The organism is Mesorhizobium sp. WSM4884 (assembly GCF_029625675.1).
Taxonomy (GTDB): Bacteria; Pseudomonadota; Alphaproteobacteria; order Rhizobiales; family Rhizobiaceae; genus Mesorhizobium.
On sequence record NZ_JARTVO010000006.1, the window covers coordinates 53,690 to 68,991 of the forward strand.

The window sequence follows — 15,302 nt, forward strand, 5'->3', positions numbered from 1 at the left end:
ATCAGACAGGCCGCTCGTCCGCGGTTCCGTCCGGAATTGGGTCAAAACAAGAAGATGAGGCGGTTCGCCGTTTCCGTGAAATAATGAACCGCTCTAATCGCCGTCTCAACGCTTGGCGTTGTCGCTGTCTGCTTCCGCACGCGTCAGGAACGTCTGGGTGACCTGCGGAAGGTGGTCCTTCAGCCACTCGGCCATGGCTTCCTCTTCGCGCAGGTTCTGTTCGCAGACGCGGGCAATCTCGGCTTCGCCCACTGCATTGGCCGCAGCGATGAGGATCGTGTAGGACGCGATTTCCATATGCTCGAACGTGTAGCTCGCCAGAGAGCCTTTCATGACTTCGTCACCGGCAAAGACGCCACTGATAGACTGCGCGGTGGCGGTCAGCTTGCCGCCTGCGTCCTTCAGCACGGACGATCCTTCGTCGAGGCCATCCAGGCAGGTCTTCAGCCGTCTGGACTGCTCTTTCGTTTCTTCCAGATGGCTACGGATTCGCTCGCTGAGTTCAGGGTAACTGTCTATCCGACTCAATTGGCCCGACAGCATCGTCTCGGCCTGTTCCTCCATTGCGTGAGCGTCCCTCAGCCATTGAACAAGCCATTCGCGCGATTCAGCCATTGCAGTGTCTCCATCGTTGACGCTGCCCAAACCTAGGGTGGCGCGCATTGTTCCTTGAACGTGTTAAAAAGCGTCAAGATTTCCGGGACGAGGACAGGTCGGAACCGGAGAATTGTTCTCGCACCGATTCGTCGGTCTTGTCGGCCGCGGCTTTGACGACGCCGCCGACCTTGTCGGCCAGCGTTCCCTCGCTCGAGGCTTGCCGTCCGGCTTCGTCGCTCGCCGTCTGGTAGGCTTCGGCCGCGACTTGCTTTGCAGCGTCGAGGCCTTCTTTCAAAGTGTCTTCGGCACTGTCCCGAAGCCTCTCGCGATAGGCACCCAATCGCTCATCCTCGATCTCAGTGTGGGGCAGCATGGCGCCGATCGCAGCTCCGATGGCGAGGCCGATGGCGGCTCCAGCGAGAGGCTGGTCCTGAAGCAGACCATGCGCCGAGCGGCCGGCACTCGTTGCCATGTCGGCCGCAGCCGCCGCCGAACTCGCCAGTGTGCCGGCTGCGCTGCTTGCCACGTTCGACATTGTGCCGGCAGCTTCGGTTGACATTCCCGCGACAGTTTCGGCCGCTTCGGCAACAGAGCCCGCGGCATCCGAGGCGGTCGAACCGGTTCCAGCGCCGAATGATCGATGATCGAGGCCAGGACCGCGCCGCGTCGCATCATCGGTATCAGCTGAGGTGGCGGAAGCGCCGCTGCCCAACATCAGCCAGGCCAGGCCCGCGCCGATCACAGTCAGCGGCAACGGATTGTCCCGCACCTGGGCCTTCAGGTTGTGAAGCATGTCGGAGCCCGCGCTGCCTCTGAAAAGCCCAGTAAATTCGTCGAAGAGCTGCCCGGGGGTCATTTTGTCGCGAATGGAGTCGGCGGTCGCCACCACCCCCGGAGCGTCGTATCGGAACGTTCCTCGTGCTGGCGACGCGGGCGTGTCTTAGGGACCGGAGAGTTGAATAGATTCCCAGAGACCGGGCCGGCAAAGCTCGCGAAAGCGGCAATCTTGTCGATCATCGTCAGAACCGCCTGCGGCTTGCTTTGATGCACCATATGTCCAGCATCCCGGACGATATCGACCAGCGAGTGGTCTATCTCGGCCTGCAGCCGTAGCGCCTCGGCCTTGGCATCGAACAGCTGATCGCGGGCGCCGGCAATTATCCCAACAGGAATGGCGAAGTCGGCATATTGACGATGTGGGAACAGTGCTGAGGCAAGCATCAGGAACGACTCCGCAGAGATGGACCGCAGTTGCGAGGGGCGGCTCGCGAGCCCCCTTGTCGTTGCTGCGAAAGGCGTCGCGACGGTTGCCGGGTGGAATATCTTCTCCATCGCCCAGCGCCAGTTCAGCCTGACCAACGAAGGCAGTATGGCGTGACGCAAAACCGTACCTATCAGCGGGATGGCCGGCAGCGCCGAGATGGCAAGTGCCAGCCTTGGCGGCGGATAATGGTAGCCAGCGACAACGACAACACCGGCGACGGATCGGGGATGCCGTCGCGCCATCTCGAGCGCCACGGCGGCTCCCCATGAGTGCCCGACAACCACATAGCTCCCGATGCCGAGTTTTTCGGCAGCGGCCTGGATGAGATCGGCCTGGGCGCCGGCTGTCCAAGGTCTGCCTACCGGGCGTGGGCTCAGGCCGAAGCCGGGCCTGTCAAAGGCAAGCACACGATAGCTGGCAGCGGCTTTGTCGAAGATGCCGCTTGTTGTGAAGTCCTCCGCCGAAGCGCCGTTGCCGTGCAGGAGCAGCACCGGTTGCCCATTGCCCGCTTCCAGGAAATGCAGCGTGGTTCCGCGGAGGTGGATGAAGCGCCCGAGCGGACGTCCAGCCAATGCCTGTCTCGCGAGGAGATTGTTGTAGAGCGCCAGCCCAGCCGTTGCCGCTGCAAGCAACAGGAGCAGGTTCCGCCTGGACCTTGTCACGAGAGCAGTCGCGTCGCTGCTCGCGATCAGGCCGACCCCTTCTGAGGCAGTTCGGTCTCTTCCTCGACCTGATCCCGCAGCGCCTGTCGTCTGGACTTTCGATCTTCAGCCCGAGGCGAGCGCTTTTGCCGTTCCAACTCGCGATCCACAGTCTCGCTCGAGCCTTCCGCGGGGTCTTGCTCCGGCAATGTCTCGGCTTGCCGGTTTGCCCGACCGCTGCTGGATTCCGACGCGACAGGATCGCTCTTTCCGGGGGACTTATTCATCGTATGCTTCTCTGTTGGACCGAAGGGCTGCATGGCTGCCGTGGATGAATCGGGTGCCAACTCCTGACGTCGCTCTTTGTTCCGCCACTGCTGACCGTTACCGCAGGCCCTCGGCGTCGTCCGGCGCCTCATGGTCGGGCTCGGCAGCTTCCAAGGCATCGATAACCGGTGCCAGTGAATTCTCCTCATCAGAATTCGATTCGGTCTCCGCATTCTCGGCGCCGCTTTTATCGAGCGCGCGTCGGATGACGTCTTCGATGTTGCCCACCTCCTGCTCCCGCACTTCGCGGCGGTAGCCGGCGGCATCGGCGTCCTGCTCGAACTGCCGCGCCAGCATCGGAACACTGACCTCGGTGTCGGCGGGCAGGGTGCCGACATTCTCCTCCAGCCAGCTGCGCAGGAATTCCTTCGTCGCATTCATGGGCATCTCCTTGCAGCGAGATAACCGGACCCTGGCACCGAGGTTCCCGCTAATCCGAGACCGCGACGAACGAATGGATCGATGGATGGTTGGGAGCCCGAACATTCCCGCGAGATTCCATGACCTTCCATGATGACAGCATTTCACACGAGCGGGATGGACCAGCCTGGACCGAGACAAGCTCCTGTTCCAGTCCAATATTTCCATCAACGGGCTGATCGACGATGAAACGGTCAGCTTCTTCCTCGGTCGTTTGGACACCGTGCGCAAAAAACAGTCAGGACATGATCATGGAGCTGAACACGAGCGGCGGCGAAGCGGACTCGGCGCGGCGCCGAAGCCCTTCAACGTCAGAATGATAGGCGGCGTTCTGCGTTAGACTTGGATACGGGGAACCTTCGTATCGCAAACCAGAGGTCACGGGAACAAACAAGCCTGTCTTCGGTTCGGAAATTACAACGGAGACAAATCAATGAAAACGTTCGCTCTGACGGTCGCGACGGTTATGCTTGCGTCGCCGGCCTTGGCCCAATCAACCTCGACCACGGAAAAGACCGGCGTGAATTCGGTTCTGGGTGTTGCACCGTCGACGCAGGACTTCGTTACCGAAGCAGCCGCCAGCGACATGTTCGAGATTGAGTCCAGCAAGCTGGCGCTTGAACGGTCCGACGAAGCGACGAAGGCCTTTGCCAAGCAGATGGTCGCCGACCACGAGAAAACCACCGCCGATCTGAAGGGCCTCGTGACCAGCGGAAAGGTGAAGGCCACGCTTCCGACGGCCATGACCGACAAGCAGCAGTCGACCCTCAACGATTTGAAGGCGCTGCAGGGCAATGACTTCACCAAGCGGTACCATTCCGATCAGGTCGATGCGCACAAGGATGCGGTCGATCTCTTCAAGCGCTACAGCGAGGGTGGCGAACAGGCCGATCTGAAGGCATGGGCAGGGACGACATTGCCGCATCTGCAGCACCACCTGGACATGGCCAACGGACTTAACAAGTAGGCCTACCCTGGTTTGGCGACGCGTAGGAGGCACTGCACCTCGCGTCGCCAGCCGATTTGGCGGGAACCCGCATTGCCCTCAGCGTTTCGCAGGCATGGCGACATTGCAGCTTCAAGAAGCGCTCACCAAGATCGGCACGATGACGTCCGGCCAGCGGCCTTTTTGATTCTGGGCGGCTACACTGTTTGTTGGCTTGTCTTTGAACGAGAAGGATCGGATTGCAGCACAACGCGATATCTTCTGGTCGCGGCGCCCGTTCCGATGCGCGAACCTCGTTCCACGGGCAGAGTAATAGACCCACAGCAGCACGACCATCAGCGCGCCGGCAGCGCCATAGGAGGCGGCGATTGCGCTGGTCGAAGCACCAGCAGCCGGTTTGACATTCCGATCAGTTCAGGCATGTCTTCCGAGGACAGGATTATGGCGAGGCCCTGCGCCGCCTTCTGCCTTATGATGCGGTAAATTTCCGCGCGGGCGCCGATATCGACGCCGCGCGTAGGGTTGTTGAGCAGGAGCAGGCATGGCTGGACGGCTAGGCATTTGCCGATCACCACCTTTTGCAGATTACCTCCGGAGAGCGAACGACAGGACGCTTTGCGCCTTGATGCCGATCTGGGCGATGAGATCGCCCGCGATGGTGGTTGCAGCGGCGCGATCGAAGACCGGCCCATGATGCGGGGGGCGGGCCATCACCAGATTGTCGAGTACGCTGAACTCGGCAATCAGCCCTTCATTTTTGCGATCGCCCGGCAGATGAGCAACACCCCGCCGCCAAGCGAAAGTCGGGCTCGACGGCGCTATGAACCGCCCGCGAGCTTCATGGAGCCATGGCGCAAAGGCAAGTCGCCGCAAATGGCCGCAAACAGCGCTTCGGCACCGGCGCCTTTCAATCTGGCAAGGCCGAGGAGCTGGCACCAACATCCAGGCTGACATTATTGAGCTCGCGGCCAACGGCAGCGTCACTGACTTCGAGAACGACGGGCCCTCGCGCCTTGTCATCTCTCGCCGGTCGCGGCGGATAAATGCTTTTCGCAAGCTCGCGCCCCACCATGCGACGATGAATTTCACCCGACGCGATCTCGCTCGTGCCATACGTGCCGACGAATTGCCCGTCTTTGAGAATCGTCAACTCATCCCCTACGGCAAGCACCTCGTCGAGGTGATGAGAAACCTCGCAGGTTCGGCTGGCGGTGCAGGGGATGGATCGAGTCGTGCGTCTGGTGACGCGCAAGCCGATGCTTGGCGGACCTGTGGCGAACCACCCTACCATTGATAATAAAGATAATGGTGGGCCCGGAGGATGTCGTCGAACAGTTGATTGAGCTCTAACCGATTTCAATAAAATCAATAACTTACGGTATATTTTGTAACGTTGTGACGCACAGCCTAATGACCTGGAATTGGGATAAAATGCGAAGTCTTGGTTGTGCCAGGTGAATCAGGCACGACGCAGCCGACGGCGAGCGCCCAAACTCAAGCACTCGCCTACTCGATGTGCTGCGACGACGAGCTACAGGTTTTTAGACGTCAGCTGCTGCCCTGGCCCGAGAGCCCTAAGACGCAGTAGCGAGCCCTGTGGATAGTAATCGCCTGTTTACCATGGCGATGGCTTCGAATTGCTCGAAGACCAATTGCAGGCCCCACCTATCAGCGTTGCCTGAAAGGGCAACGCCCCCGCCGAGGGCCGGCGGCCGAAGCGTTCAGTTATTCCCCAACACATGATATGCATCGGTCGCCGGTTCTCACCTGAGTCTCCATTCATGAGCTTCGTTCCGCTCTACATCGCGGCCACCGGCGCGGTAGTGCTCGCGCTCGCCTCTAGCTCACCCCGCCCGAGCCGAACGCAGCTTTGAAAGCGCCCGCCACAACTCCGTTTCGTCGGTGAGGCCGTTCTCGAAAGCATCGATGACTTCGCGGGCAAGGCGCTCCCTCTGCTCCGAATCTTTCAGGGCCAGACGGCGCTCTTTGCACAGTTGGTCGAATACCCTTTGAAGGATGTCGATATCGGCGGGCATGTATATGCCGCTGTATCTTTTGGAAGCCATGACGCTTTCATTCCTCACCGGGGCGAAGGCGTGATGAGCGCCTGCTTGCCTCGGCTGGGTGCGGACGACAGAGGCATTTTACACTCGCCGCAGCTACCTAGCGAATCCTCCGTAAGAAAACAGACCATTGCCCCGAATAGGGCCCAGCCAGCACGCGGTTCGTCCCAGGAGCTAATAGCCGGATCTTCATTCGCACGTATCGTATATTAGCAATGAAACGTCCTCAGCCGGTGCCCGTCCCCCGGACCCCACCGGTTAGGCCGGCACCGTTCTGGCCTACCCCGCCCAGGTGCCGGGCCGCCCCCCGCACACCTTACACATCGAGATACACCCAAAAGAAGTCAGGCCCGCTTTCTTGAAGGCTTAGGACTTTGGGCCGTATGAACCCCGTTATGACGAGCAAGGCAAAACGGCTTTCGGCATTCGACCTTGACGAGCTGCGCGAGGCTTTCAAGAAGTCTGTTCGCGAGCAGGAGCAAACACCTATCGATTGGGAGGAATGCGCCAAACAATTCCTTGAGCGAGCCATCCAAGGAGGCGCGGAACGATTCCGCCGCTTTCGAATTAACCGTTAGGTGGTCGATCACAGGACTGTAGCCGCCTCAGTGACAACCGAAAGCCCGTCGCTTACGCTCATTAGCTGCGACGGGTTTTCCGTTTGGGCGCTGCCAGATTTCAAACTCAGACCGGTTCATATTAGCGAGTGCTTGACGAAGCCGCCAGCCGCGCCAGACTCTCACCCATGGCGAAAGGCATCAAGGTCGGCGATGAAGTCGCCATCACAGCGACGGTGCGCCGACGTGTGACTGAGGATCGCGTCAGCGTCTCGATCCCGTCTTATGGGTTTCCGCACTCGGTCGTCGACCGGACATCGACGGTGAAGAAAGGCCAGCACATAGAATTGACAGGCGACGTCACGCATATCGAAGGGGATTGGGTGACTGTGAACCTGGGTGTTCCTGTGACGGTGAACATGGATACCCTCAGGCTAGTGACATCCTATGTGCCACCGAAGCGGAAGGCCCCGCTGGTGGACAAGGCCTAAAGAATGGCCCGCTGGTCGAGCCAGCGGGCCAAGGTCCACTTTCTGAATCTAGCAGCCTTCGGTTGTCGTTTTCATCTGGCCCGGCGCAGCGGCTTTGGCGTCGGTATCTTGTTGCCCGGGCGCTGCCTGTTTCGCGCTGCCGGTCTGTTGTCCAGGGGCGCAATCCTTGGCCGAGTTGGGATTGGTCGACTTGGTCGTTGTCGTGTCCGTGTTCTGGTCGCTCGGCATTGTAGTGCTTGTTGTGGAAGAACCACTGGAAGTGGTGCTATTCGTTTGCCCGAAGGCAAGACCGGTAGACAGGGCCATCATGGCTGCTGCGAATAAAAGCCGGGTCATCATCATCTCCTAATGGGCGGTCCCTTCCAATTCATAACCCGAGTGTCCGCATCCGGTTCCTATATCGATGCAATCGACCCTCGCCGTCGCTCCCCACTTCCTCTCCGATTTCATCCGCGCTTTGTCATCGCTTTTCGCCAGGGCGCCTGACGTGGATCTCTCCTGGATTCCATCTTCCCGAAAATCATGCAGCGAGGCGTGGCGCAAGTCCTCCTCGCCGCGCAGATGCTTCACGCGGCCGATCAGCCCCGGTTTGACCCATTGCGTCGCCGGCCGCCCATCCCCTTCGGCGCCGGCCCGGCATGCTCTTGAACGCACTGCCAGAGCCGCTCGCGCACCGCTCTTCCGGCAAATTGGGCCGCAGCTGAGATCGTCGCGAAAACTGATCACGTGGTCGGTACGCCCGCCCTCGCGGATCGCGTGGCGAAGCGAACCACCCGCCGAACTGCTGGGCGCGACGTGCAGTATGCCGCTGACTCCAAAGAAAATCAATGGCTTAGCGGATGGTTAGCCAACGCATATCCTTCGTATTCTCTCGTGTGGTCTGGCGAACCTAGGGAACAGGAGAAGAATAGTATTTAGCGCGAGCGGCTTCTTTCCACAAAGGAGGTCGAAGGGCGCATGTATGGACCATGACGGTATGAGCGCGGCTGGTTTGGGGCCGTAAGCGGATCGGCAGCTTGCGGTTGCCGAGAAAGGAGAGCGGAGCTCAGCTCCACCGGCCAGCTTCCTACGCGTGTGAAAACGCCGTCGCCTTTGGCAGTGGCGTCTACCGGCCCCGGTTCCTTCTTCTCACGATCTCCGAAAACTTGCCTGATGTCTAACATAAGCGCACACTAAATTCAGGAGAGAGGCTCACCAACAAGATCGGGAGGAAATCATGAATGCCATGAGCTTTGCCACCCTTGAAGGTGGCACGACGACCGTCGAGGCCGCAACGCTTGAAGCCTTTTCGGCACAAATACGTGGCACGGTGCTGCGGGAAGGCGACGCCGCCTACGACGACATACGCAGCATCTGGAATAGCATGATCGACCGGCGGCCTGCGCTGATCGTTTGCTGCGTCGGCGCCTCGGATGTCATTGCCGCCGTGAACTTCGCACGGGAAAACAAGCTCCTCGTCTCCGTGCGTGGCGGTGGCCACAACATCGCCGGCAGCGCCGTCTGCGATAGCGGCCTGATGATCGACCTGTCGCCGATGAAGTCGGTGCGGGTCGATGTCGCGGCACGGCGGGCCTGGGTCGGACCCGGCGCCACGCTCGTCGATGTCGACAGGGAAACACAGGCCTTCGGATTGGCCCTGCCGACCGGCATCAACTCGACCACGGGTATTGCCGGCCTGACGCTGGGTGGCGGCTTCGGCTGGATCACCCGCAAATTCGGGCTGACGATCGACAATCTGGTTTCCGCCGACGTGGTCACCGCCGACGGCAAGTTGCTGCGCGCCAGCCAGAGCGAGAACCCCGACCTGTTCTGGGCGCTGCGCGGCGGCGGCGGCAATTTCGGCGTCGTCACGGCATTCGAGTTCCAACTCCATCAGTTCGGGCCGCAAGTGCTGTCGGGGCTTGTCGTCCATCCTTTCGCCGATGCGCGGAAGGTGCTGCGGGAGTATCGTGAGGCGCTGGAAGCGGCCCCCGACGAACTGACTTGCTGGGTGGTCATGCGGCAGGCGCCGCCGCTTCCCTTCCTGTCGGCCGAATGGCACGGCAAGGAAGTGCTGGTGCTGGCTATGTGCTATTGCGGCGATACCCTGGCCGGCGAAAAGGCGACGCAGGGGCTTCGCGCCATCGGCACGCCGATCGCCGACGTCGTCGGTTCCAATCCGTTCACCGGCTGGCAGCAAGCCTTCGACCCGCTGCTTGCGCCGGGCGCCCGCAACTACTGGAAGAGCCACGACTTCACCGAGCTCTCCGACAGCGCGATCGAGGTCACCACGGCGGCGATTGACAGGCTTCCGGGTCCGGAATGCGAAATATTCTTCGGCCATGTCGGTGGGGCGGCGGGCCGGGTCACGGCGGACGCCACCGCGTTTCCGCAGCGCAGCTCGCATTTCGTCATGAACGTCCATGCCCGCTGGCGCGAACCGGCAATGGACCAGGCGTGCATCGACTGGGCTCGCAGTATCTACGAGCAAGCACGACCCTACGCCGCTGGCACGGCTTATGTGAACTTCATGCCAGAGGACGAGGTCGACCGGGTCGAAGCGGCCTATGGCGGCAACTATCGGCGGCTGCTGGACATCAAGCAGCGCTATGACCCGCAAAACCTGTTCCGCATGAACCAGAACCTGCGTCCGATGGTGGGCCTGCGGGCGGCCTAGACATCAAGCTCCAGGGACGGCGCGCTCAGTCGCATCGTCCCTGACGGTTTGACATGGCTTGATCTCGCATCAGCAGGATTCAGAAACACAGGCGGTAGCTTTCGCTGCGACAACCGGATCGTACGTCCTCACCTGGTACCGGCACGACCTCTGCACCCGCTAGCCTGCTACGGCAGCTTCAGGGAACGGCAACGCTGATCTGTACGGCCGAGATCGGGGCGCGAAGCTGCTGATCATGAAATGGGGCCCGCGTTCCGATCTACAGAACGATCTATCCCGAGGCGGCCGGAGAAGGTTGCTCTGTCAGCGAGAGCGAGCTCTTGAAGCCCAGACAGGCGCGGTCTGCAGCAAATAGCTCGGGATTGCCACTCGGCTCCAACGAGCGAAGTGCTGTCCAAATTTGGCGACATTCTCTAAGGCTGGGGAGTGGGCTGTTCCACTCCCCGGCTTTATATTTCAGCAATTTCAGCGGGACAAAGGCTCCGAGGTTGACGGCATTTTGCGTTTATTTCGCTTAGGAAAACTGGGCGGCCAAGTGGCTACATCTCTAACGCCTTGGGCCCGCCATCAGCCTAGTTTGGACTGTTGTATATGGTGCCCGAACCAGTATCGACGCCGCCACCTCCATCAGTCCCGTTGTAAATATTGCCGCCCCCCAATGTCTGGAGTGGGGGCAACGTAACCGGGCTCGTAGGGTGCGACCGTCATTTACAGCATCGCCTTGGACGACGCCGGACACGCCGCCAAGTGGCGCCGAATTAAGCAGCGCAGCGGTCGACACTGGCGAAGTCGATGGGCCTTGGCCGCAAGCCTGGGACCAAGCTGGCGAAGAGCAGGAGTAAAAAGCGTTCTCCACGATAACACAGAGCCGCAGCGGTCCTAGAAGCTCCGATGGGCGCGGAGGTAAGTGTATCATTTTAATACAATCCTCAATTTGTAGACTCCTGCGATGCATCGGCAGCTAGTGTCTCGGTCCGGGCCTATGGAGGGAAGGCCGCGGACCGGGAGGAAAGCGAATGTCTGTCCAAGAAGACTATCGAACGAACAGAGCCGACTATGTGATCGCCGCGACGAAAGGCCAAGCGGCCGTCGATTTCGATCGCAATCATATACTGGAAAGAAAAAAGAAGTCTCTGTGGCTAAGGGACCCGCGAACCGCCAGACTGGCTGCAAATCCGTGTGAAAGCTTGCCAGGACCAAGATCCAGACCACGCGGGAATTAGAGACCGGTGTTCCGCAGCGGCGCGTGCGGCTACTCTTGGATCCGCCTTATAGATGCGTGCCGTTCATTGCGGCAGGAGCGTATATTTATCATCAGCCGGTGCCGTGTTTGTTTCCGAGCCCCCGCCGGTTAGGCCCGGCTCGTGCTGGCCTACCCGCCAGTGCGCCGGGCCGCTCCCGCAGTTCACCTATTCATCTCGCCAGACCACCCGCTTCTCCCATCTGATCTCCACCAGGCGCCGGAGGCGGATCGTGTGCGACTGCTCTCCTGTCGGGTGGAATAGCTGCGCGCTCATCCACTCCCGGCTGCCGCACTGCTGGCAGCGCACCTTGTCCCGCACCTCATCGATCGTAACGTTGCCGATCACCTCCCGCGCTCGAGCGGCTTGTAGTAGCGCGTGATGTTGCAGCGGGCGCAGCGGATGCCCGCCACTTGCCCGGCATCATGGGCATGCGTCAGGGTCCAGGCGACGCCTCTCGGCCACTTTTCGGGTTGTTCCGGCATTCCTTGAAGTGAGGAACATATTCCTGTGTCGTCAAGAGGTCTCTTGACTCCTGCGTTCTCTTTTTGTTCACTGATGGCAGGATAGCCACAGGAGGCGGAAATGCCACTTCGACTGGTGATCGAGAACGCAACGTTTGAAGAACTTGCCCGCGGGGTAGCCGCTGCGGAGGCGGTTTTTGAGGACTCTGGAATTTCCTACGAAGACGCGGCGAGCGGCATGTTCGCGGTTGAACTGTGGGATATGAAGGGTTTTCCTGAAGACGCGGAACCAACTGAGGATCAGGATGCGGCGGCCAGTGTTTGGTTGAAAGCCGAGCGGGCCGCTTGCGAAGCATGTTGTGCTGGATGGCCCGCGGATAAGGTCGTCCGAGCCCATGGAGTTTTGGGAATCGGCGCGGTCGAGCCGAGGGTGAAGATGGCCAATCTGGCGACTTGGCCGGACAGGCAGCGGCGCTACCGGGAGATCATTCAGCGCCTCGAAACAGCCACCGGTCCTGACCGGCAGCTCGACATCGACATCTGCTATGTCATGGGTTGGGTCAATGAGCCGGGGACGCCCAAAGAGGCCGCTGCTTTGGGCCTTCCGTATCTCACGAGCAACCTGGCTGAGGTTGCGGCCATCACCGAGAAATCCCTTCAGGGCTGGAAGATCGAGGTCGACCAGGATCCTTGTGATGCCCGCATTATCCAACTGGACCGCGACGAAGATGACGACGATGACTTGAGCGTCGCCGCGTGGCGTTGTGCTGATGGCTATCTGCATATGGAGAAGTCGCCAGCCAATACCGCGATTGCCCTCACGCTGGCGGCCATGCGCCTTCAAGCTGATAGTTTTCTGCCGCCGGCATGGTGAGGCGAAGCCGTGGCATTCCGCCCCCTTCGATCATCGACCGTGACATGCCACATCAGGTTGCCCTGCCCGACGACATCTGCACCGATCGCAACTTCTCGCTGATCAGGCGATTCCTGCAGGAGCGAGGGCTGACATGCAGGACAAGAGCGGTGATCGCGGTTTGGCAGGGCGGCAAGCAGGAACAATGGCGGCTGCATTGCTTCGCCGATCGCGAGGCCGCGGCTTTCCTTGACCACTTCGGCGGTGTCGTGTTCGATCCGAAGCGTGACAGGGAAAACGGGCGTGCACGCGGCATCTGGCGTCGCCAGGGTGTGTATCAGCGAATTCTGGAACTCGGGCCGCTCAGCGTGCCCGAGGCCCTGCGGAACTGAGGTCGAGGCATGTGCGGACGCTACACCAGATATCTGCCGTGGTCTGAAATCCATCGCCTCTACAGGTTGACGGCGACGGCCGACGTCGGCCGCAATGACGCGCCGCGCTACAACATCGCGCCAACCGATGAGGTGCCTTTCGTGACGGCGGCCGACGACGGCAATCATAAGGTCCGCATCGGGCGGTGGTGGCTGGTGCCGTTCTGGGCAAAGGAAATGCCCAAGGCGACGATGTTCAATGCCAAGATCGAGACGGTCGACACGACACCGGCATTCCGGGACGCCTTCAAATCGAAGCGCTGCCTCATTCCGGCCGATGGCTACTATGAATGGACCAAGAGCCCAGCCGATGGCGGCAAGGACCCATGGCACATCTTCCAGCCTGGCCATGCACCTTTCTCGTTCGCCGGCCTGTGGGCCTATAATTCAAGCCTCGACATCACAAGCTGCACGATCATCACGGAGCCGTCGGCGGCGCCCGTCAACCAGATCCACGATCGGCAGCCGCTCATGGTCGACCCCGCCTATTATGATGCCTGGCTTGACCCAAAGACACCGGCCGGCGACCTGAAGGACATTCTGAGCCACGACATCGACGGCCAGCTCCAATTCTACCGTGTCGGCCGAGAGGTGAACACTGCGGCCATCGACAAGAAGCCGAATGACCATGCCGGACTCATCGAACCGATCAAGCTGCTATGAGCGATGAACCGACGCGACCGGGCGAACCGATCCAGCCGCGCGAGCATGGCCCTCTCGGGCATGCCTGCGAGCACGCTGGATGCGGTAAGGATGCCGGCTGGGGTTTTGCCCGACCGCGCCAGCCGTCGCACTGGTTTTGCTTTGAACACCGCGGCGAGGGAGAGAAATTCCTATGATAAGCCCTCCTAGGCGCGCCAGTGCCTACCCGGACCGCGAGATTGACTGTCAGGAAGCAATGGAGCCGGGGTTCCAAGCCATTGTTGATTGCATGTTGGATGCGGGCTGGCAGCGCGGCGAAGTTATTCGCGCCCTGCGGCGCCTGATCGCCGCCGACAACATGACCCAGAAGGAAAACGCCAAGGTTGAGGCAGATTTGGCCATTGCCAGGGCGATGCTGCGCGCCAGCCGTTAATCCCGCTCCCAGAAATCCTTCAGCGCGGCGTGGCGAAGCTTGTCCTCGCCCTTCAGGAACTTCACCCGCCCGACCAAGCCGGGTTTCAGCCATTCGGCTTTTTCCTTCGCCAAGCCCGTCGGTGCTGGCGCGCCGGCCCTACCCTGCACGCGGTCCCACAGTGCCTGACGTTTGTCGGCTTTGAACGTGACGAAGGCGCCGCCCATGTAGCGCCCCTTGTCGGCCATCAGCACCATCGCCGGCTTGCCCGTCTCCCGCTTCACGCCAATGATGTCCATTTCCTTCTCCGCGTAGCACTTCACCTTGCGCCAGTTCATCGTCGCCCCACTGCGGTAGACGCTGTCCAGCCGCTTCGAAACGATGCCCTCCAGGCCGGTTTCGCATGCGAGGTGGTAGACGGCATCGCCCGTGCCTGGCAGTGCCTCACTCAATTGGATGTGGCCGCCACCGGGAATGAGCGCCTGCAGAATTTCGCACCGGTCCTTCAATGCCATGTCGCGCAGATCGTGACCGTTGAGGTGCAGGAGATCGAAAGCGACCAGATACAGATCCTGCGGGTGCCTGGTGATCGCCGAGCGCAGAGCGTGAAAGTCGGACAGCCCAGCTTCGTTGGTTACGATCACCTCGCCCTCGATGATGAAGCTCTTCGCCCCGAGCGCGCTGGCCTCCTCCGCGAGCGGCCGGTATTTGGCAGTCCAATCGATCCCGGTCTTTGTGTAGAGGCGGATGCCGTCAGCATCCTTGATGAGTTGAGTGCGGTAGCCGTCGAATTTGACCTCGTGGCTCCATCCCTCGCCCTTGGGCGGCTGCTCGACCAGATCGGGCTCCATCGGACGAATGAAGGATAACCGGACGCCGCCGGCGGGCTTACGCATCGAAACCCCACGCGATACTCGAATTTGATTCAAATATCGCACAGCCGCAGGCGTTCCGTTAGCGATTGCTGAAAAAGCAGATTGGAACGTTCATGCCCGGTGATGGGTTTCCCTGCCAGGAGGAACAGCGCCATGACGGACGACAAGAGCAAACGTGATTTCCGCGACCGCGACCGCGTGTCGGCAGATGAGGACTACGAGGTGAGGTATTTCGCCAAGCAGCACCGGATCACGCCCGAGCAAGTTCGGGAACTGATCGGCGAGCACGGCAACGACCGCAAGACGCTCGAGCGCGAGGCTAGGAAGTTGCGCGGGTGACGAAGCTTTCGGACCTTGGGCCACCCATCCTCGGGCGACGACACGGGGGCGACCCTCCCCGCGAGCAGGAGCATTTCTACGAT

Annotated in this window: 20 protein-coding genes; 10 read left to right on the forward strand and 10 right to left on the reverse strand. The window is 60.8% G+C overall.

The window, feature by feature from the left end:
- Window positions 1-105: 105 nt before the first annotated feature.
- From P9236_RS11440 to P9236_RS11455, 4 genes are all read right to left on the reverse strand, one after another.
- Window positions 106-615: a DUF892 family protein gene (locus P9236_RS11440; RefSeq protein WP_278074726.1), complete on the reverse strand. Its 510-nt coding sequence runs from the start codon at window positions 613-615 to the stop codon at window positions 106-108.
- Between the two features lie 73 nt (window positions 616-688).
- Entirely contained in the window at window positions 689-1,483 is a 795-nt protein-coding gene (locus P9236_RS11445) for a hypothetical protein (RefSeq protein ID WP_278074727.1), read from the reverse strand.
- Entirely contained in the window at window positions 1,450-2,352 is a 903-nt protein-coding gene (locus P9236_RS11450; RefSeq protein WP_278074728.1) for an alpha/beta hydrolase, read from the reverse strand. The genes P9236_RS11445 and P9236_RS11450 overlap by 34 nt, the downstream gene beginning before the upstream one ends.
- A 534-nt stretch (window positions 2,353-2,886) precedes the next feature.
- On the reverse strand, window positions 2,887-3,210 hold the full coding sequence (locus tag P9236_RS11455; protein ID WP_278074729.1) for a hypothetical protein: 324 nt from the start codon (window positions 3,208-3,210) through the stop codon (window positions 2,887-2,889).
- A 472-nt stretch (window positions 3,211-3,682) separates the two neighbouring features.
- Here P9236_RS11455 and P9236_RS11460 point away from each other — a divergent pair, with 472 nt between their 5' ends.
- The gene (locus P9236_RS11460) at window positions 3,683-4,216 is read left to right on the forward strand and encodes a DUF4142 domain-containing protein (RefSeq protein ID WP_278074730.1); all 534 of its coding nucleotides are present in this window, start codon (window positions 3,683-3,685) and stop codon (window positions 4,214-4,216) included.
- Between the two features lie 111 nt (window positions 4,217-4,327).
- Here P9236_RS11460 and P9236_RS11465 read toward each other — a convergent pair whose 3' ends face one another.
- The gene (locus tag P9236_RS11465) at window positions 4,328-4,531 is read right to left on the reverse strand and encodes a hypothetical protein (protein ID WP_278074731.1); all 204 of its coding nucleotides are present in this window, start codon (window positions 4,529-4,531) and stop codon (window positions 4,328-4,330) included.
- Window positions 4,531-4,770, reverse strand: coding sequence for a hypothetical protein (locus P9236_RS11470; protein ID WP_278074732.1), 240 nt, complete (start codon window positions 4,768-4,770; stop codon window positions 4,531-4,533). The genes P9236_RS11465 and P9236_RS11470 overlap by 1 nt, the downstream gene beginning before the upstream one ends.
- Between P9236_RS11470 and P9236_RS11475 the strand changes: the two genes are divergently transcribed.
- The gene (locus P9236_RS11475; protein ID WP_278074733.1) at window positions 4,757-5,146 is read left to right on the forward strand and encodes a hypothetical protein; all 390 of its coding nucleotides are present in this window, start codon (window positions 4,757-4,759) and stop codon (window positions 5,144-5,146) included. The two genes, P9236_RS11470 and P9236_RS11475, sit on opposite strands and share 14 nt — an antisense overlap.
- Here the strand turns inward: P9236_RS11475 and P9236_RS11480 are convergent.
- Both P9236_RS11480 and P9236_RS11485 read right to left on the reverse strand, forming a co-directional pair.
- Window positions 5,103-5,345, reverse strand: a complete 243-nt coding sequence (locus tag P9236_RS11480) for a hypothetical protein (RefSeq protein WP_278074734.1) — start codon at window positions 5,343-5,345, stop codon at window positions 5,103-5,105. The two genes, P9236_RS11475 and P9236_RS11480, sit on opposite strands and share 44 nt — an antisense overlap.
- Window positions 5,346-6,039: 694 nt before the next feature.
- Window positions 6,040-6,261, reverse strand: a complete 222-nt coding sequence (locus P9236_RS11485; RefSeq protein WP_278074735.1) for an RNA-binding protein — start codon at window positions 6,259-6,261, stop codon at window positions 6,040-6,042.
- 392 nt (window positions 6,262-6,653) lie between these two features.
- On the opposite strand from P9236_RS11485, the gene P9236_RS11490 reads away from it, so the two are divergent.
- Window positions 6,654-6,836, forward strand: a complete 183-nt coding sequence (locus P9236_RS11490; protein WP_278074736.1) for a hypothetical protein — start codon at window positions 6,654-6,656, stop codon at window positions 6,834-6,836.
- 167 nt (window positions 6,837-7,003) lie between these two features.
- Complete coding sequence (locus P9236_RS11495) at window positions 7,004-7,306, forward strand: hypothetical protein (RefSeq protein WP_278074737.1); 303 nt, start codon at window positions 7,004-7,006, stop codon at window positions 7,304-7,306.
- 48 nt (window positions 7,307-7,354) lie between these two features.
- Here P9236_RS11495 and P9236_RS11500 read toward each other — a convergent pair whose 3' ends face one another.
- The gene (locus P9236_RS11500) at window positions 7,355-7,642 is read right to left on the reverse strand and encodes a hypothetical protein (protein WP_278074738.1); all 288 of its coding nucleotides are present in this window, start codon (window positions 7,640-7,642) and stop codon (window positions 7,355-7,357) included.
- 880 nt (window positions 7,643-8,522) lie between these two features.
- On the opposite strand from P9236_RS11500, the gene P9236_RS11505 reads away from it, so the two are divergent.
- The 5 genes from P9236_RS11505 (at window position 8,523) to P9236_RS11530 (ending at window position 14,026) form a co-directional block, all read left to right on the forward strand.
- Window positions 8,523-9,962 carry an FAD-binding oxidoreductase gene (locus P9236_RS11505; protein ID WP_278074739.1) on the forward strand — a complete coding sequence of 480 codons (1,440 nt, stop codon included), beginning with the start codon at window positions 8,523-8,525 and terminating at the stop codon, window positions 9,960-9,962.
- Window positions 9,963-11,788: 1,826 nt separating this feature from the next.
- Window positions 11,789-12,541, forward strand: coding sequence for a hypothetical protein (locus P9236_RS11510; RefSeq protein ID WP_278074740.1), 753 nt, complete (start codon window positions 11,789-11,791; stop codon window positions 12,539-12,541).
- The gene (locus P9236_RS11515; RefSeq protein WP_278074741.1) at window positions 12,535-12,912 is read left to right on the forward strand and encodes a hypothetical protein; all 378 of its coding nucleotides are present in this window, start codon (window positions 12,535-12,537) and stop codon (window positions 12,910-12,912) included. Before P9236_RS11510 ends, P9236_RS11515 begins: the two co-directional genes overlap by 7 nt.
- Before the next feature lie 9 nt (window positions 12,913-12,921).
- A complete protein-coding gene (locus tag P9236_RS11520) occupies window positions 12,922-13,614 on the forward strand; it encodes an SOS response-associated peptidase (protein WP_278074742.1) in 693 nt (230 codons plus the stop codon).
- Window positions 13,615-13,849: 235 nt separating this feature from the next.
- Entirely contained in the window at window positions 13,850-14,026 is a 177-nt protein-coding gene (locus P9236_RS11530) for a hypothetical protein (protein WP_278074744.1), read from the forward strand.
- On the opposite strand, the gene P9236_RS11535 is transcribed toward P9236_RS11530, so the two are convergent.
- Window positions 14,023-14,901 (reverse strand): RNA ligase family protein, encoded by an 879-nt coding sequence (locus P9236_RS11535; RefSeq protein ID WP_278074745.1) that lies wholly within the window; start codon window positions 14,899-14,901, stop codon window positions 14,023-14,025. The genes P9236_RS11530 and P9236_RS11535 overlap by 4 nt on opposite strands.
- A 132-nt stretch (window positions 14,902-15,033) precedes the next feature.
- Between P9236_RS11535 and P9236_RS11540 the strand changes: the two genes are divergently transcribed.
- The gene (locus tag P9236_RS11540) at window positions 15,034-15,219 is read left to right on the forward strand and encodes a DUF3606 domain-containing protein (RefSeq protein WP_278074746.1); all 186 of its coding nucleotides are present in this window, start codon (window positions 15,034-15,036) and stop codon (window positions 15,217-15,219) included.
- Window positions 15,220-15,302: the final 83 nt, after the last annotated feature.

Excerpts from the sequence above, each read along its gene's own strand:
- P9236_RS11485 (WP_278074735.1), bottom strand. The coding sequence starts at position 6,261 with ATGGCTTCCAAAAGATACAGCGGCATATACATGCCCGCCGATATCGAC.
- P9236_RS11495 (WP_278074737.1), top strand. The coding sequence starts at position 7,004 with ATGGCGAAAGGCATCAAGGTCGGCGATGAAGTCGCCATCACAGCGACG.
- P9236_RS11520 (WP_278074742.1), top strand. The coding sequence starts at position 12,922 with ATGTGCGGACGCTACACCAGATATCTGCCGTGGTCTGAAATCCATCGC.
- P9236_RS11455 (WP_278074729.1), bottom strand. The coding sequence starts at position 3,210 with ATGAATGCGACGAAGGAATTCCTGCGCAGCTGGCTGGAGGAGAATGTC.
- P9236_RS11465 (WP_278074731.1), bottom strand. The coding sequence starts at position 4,531 with ATGGTCGTGCTGCTGTGGGTCTATTACTCTGCCCGTGGAACGAGGTTC.
- P9236_RS11535 (WP_278074745.1), bottom strand. The coding sequence starts at position 14,901 with ATGCGTAAGCCCGCCGGCGGCGTCCGGTTATCCTTCATTCGTCCGATG.
- P9236_RS11460 (WP_278074730.1), top strand. The coding sequence starts at position 3,683 with ATGAAAACGTTCGCTCTGACGGTCGCGACGGTTATGCTTGCGTCGCCG.
- P9236_RS11500 (WP_278074738.1), bottom strand. The coding sequence starts at position 7,642 with ATGACCCGGCTTTTATTCGCAGCAGCCATGATGGCCCTGTCTACCGGT.
- P9236_RS11540 (WP_278074746.1), top strand. The coding sequence starts at position 15,034 with ATGACGGACGACAAGAGCAAACGTGATTTCCGCGACCGCGACCGCGTG.
- P9236_RS11515 (WP_278074741.1), top strand. The coding sequence starts at position 12,535 with ATGGTGAGGCGAAGCCGTGGCATTCCGCCCCCTTCGATCATCGACCGT.
- P9236_RS11510 (WP_278074740.1), top strand. The coding sequence starts at position 11,789 with ATGCCACTTCGACTGGTGATCGAGAACGCAACGTTTGAAGAACTTGCC.
- P9236_RS11440 (WP_278074726.1), bottom strand. The coding sequence starts at position 615 with ATGGCTGAATCGCGCGAATGGCTTGTTCAATGGCTGAGGGACGCTCAC.
- P9236_RS11505 (WP_278074739.1), top strand. The coding sequence starts at position 8,523 with ATGAATGCCATGAGCTTTGCCACCCTTGAAGGTGGCACGACGACCGTC.
- P9236_RS11490 (WP_278074736.1), top strand. The coding sequence starts at position 6,654 with ATGACGAGCAAGGCAAAACGGCTTTCGGCATTCGACCTTGACGAGCTG.
- P9236_RS11530 (WP_278074744.1), top strand. The coding sequence starts at position 13,850 with ATGGAGCCGGGGTTCCAAGCCATTGTTGATTGCATGTTGGATGCGGGC.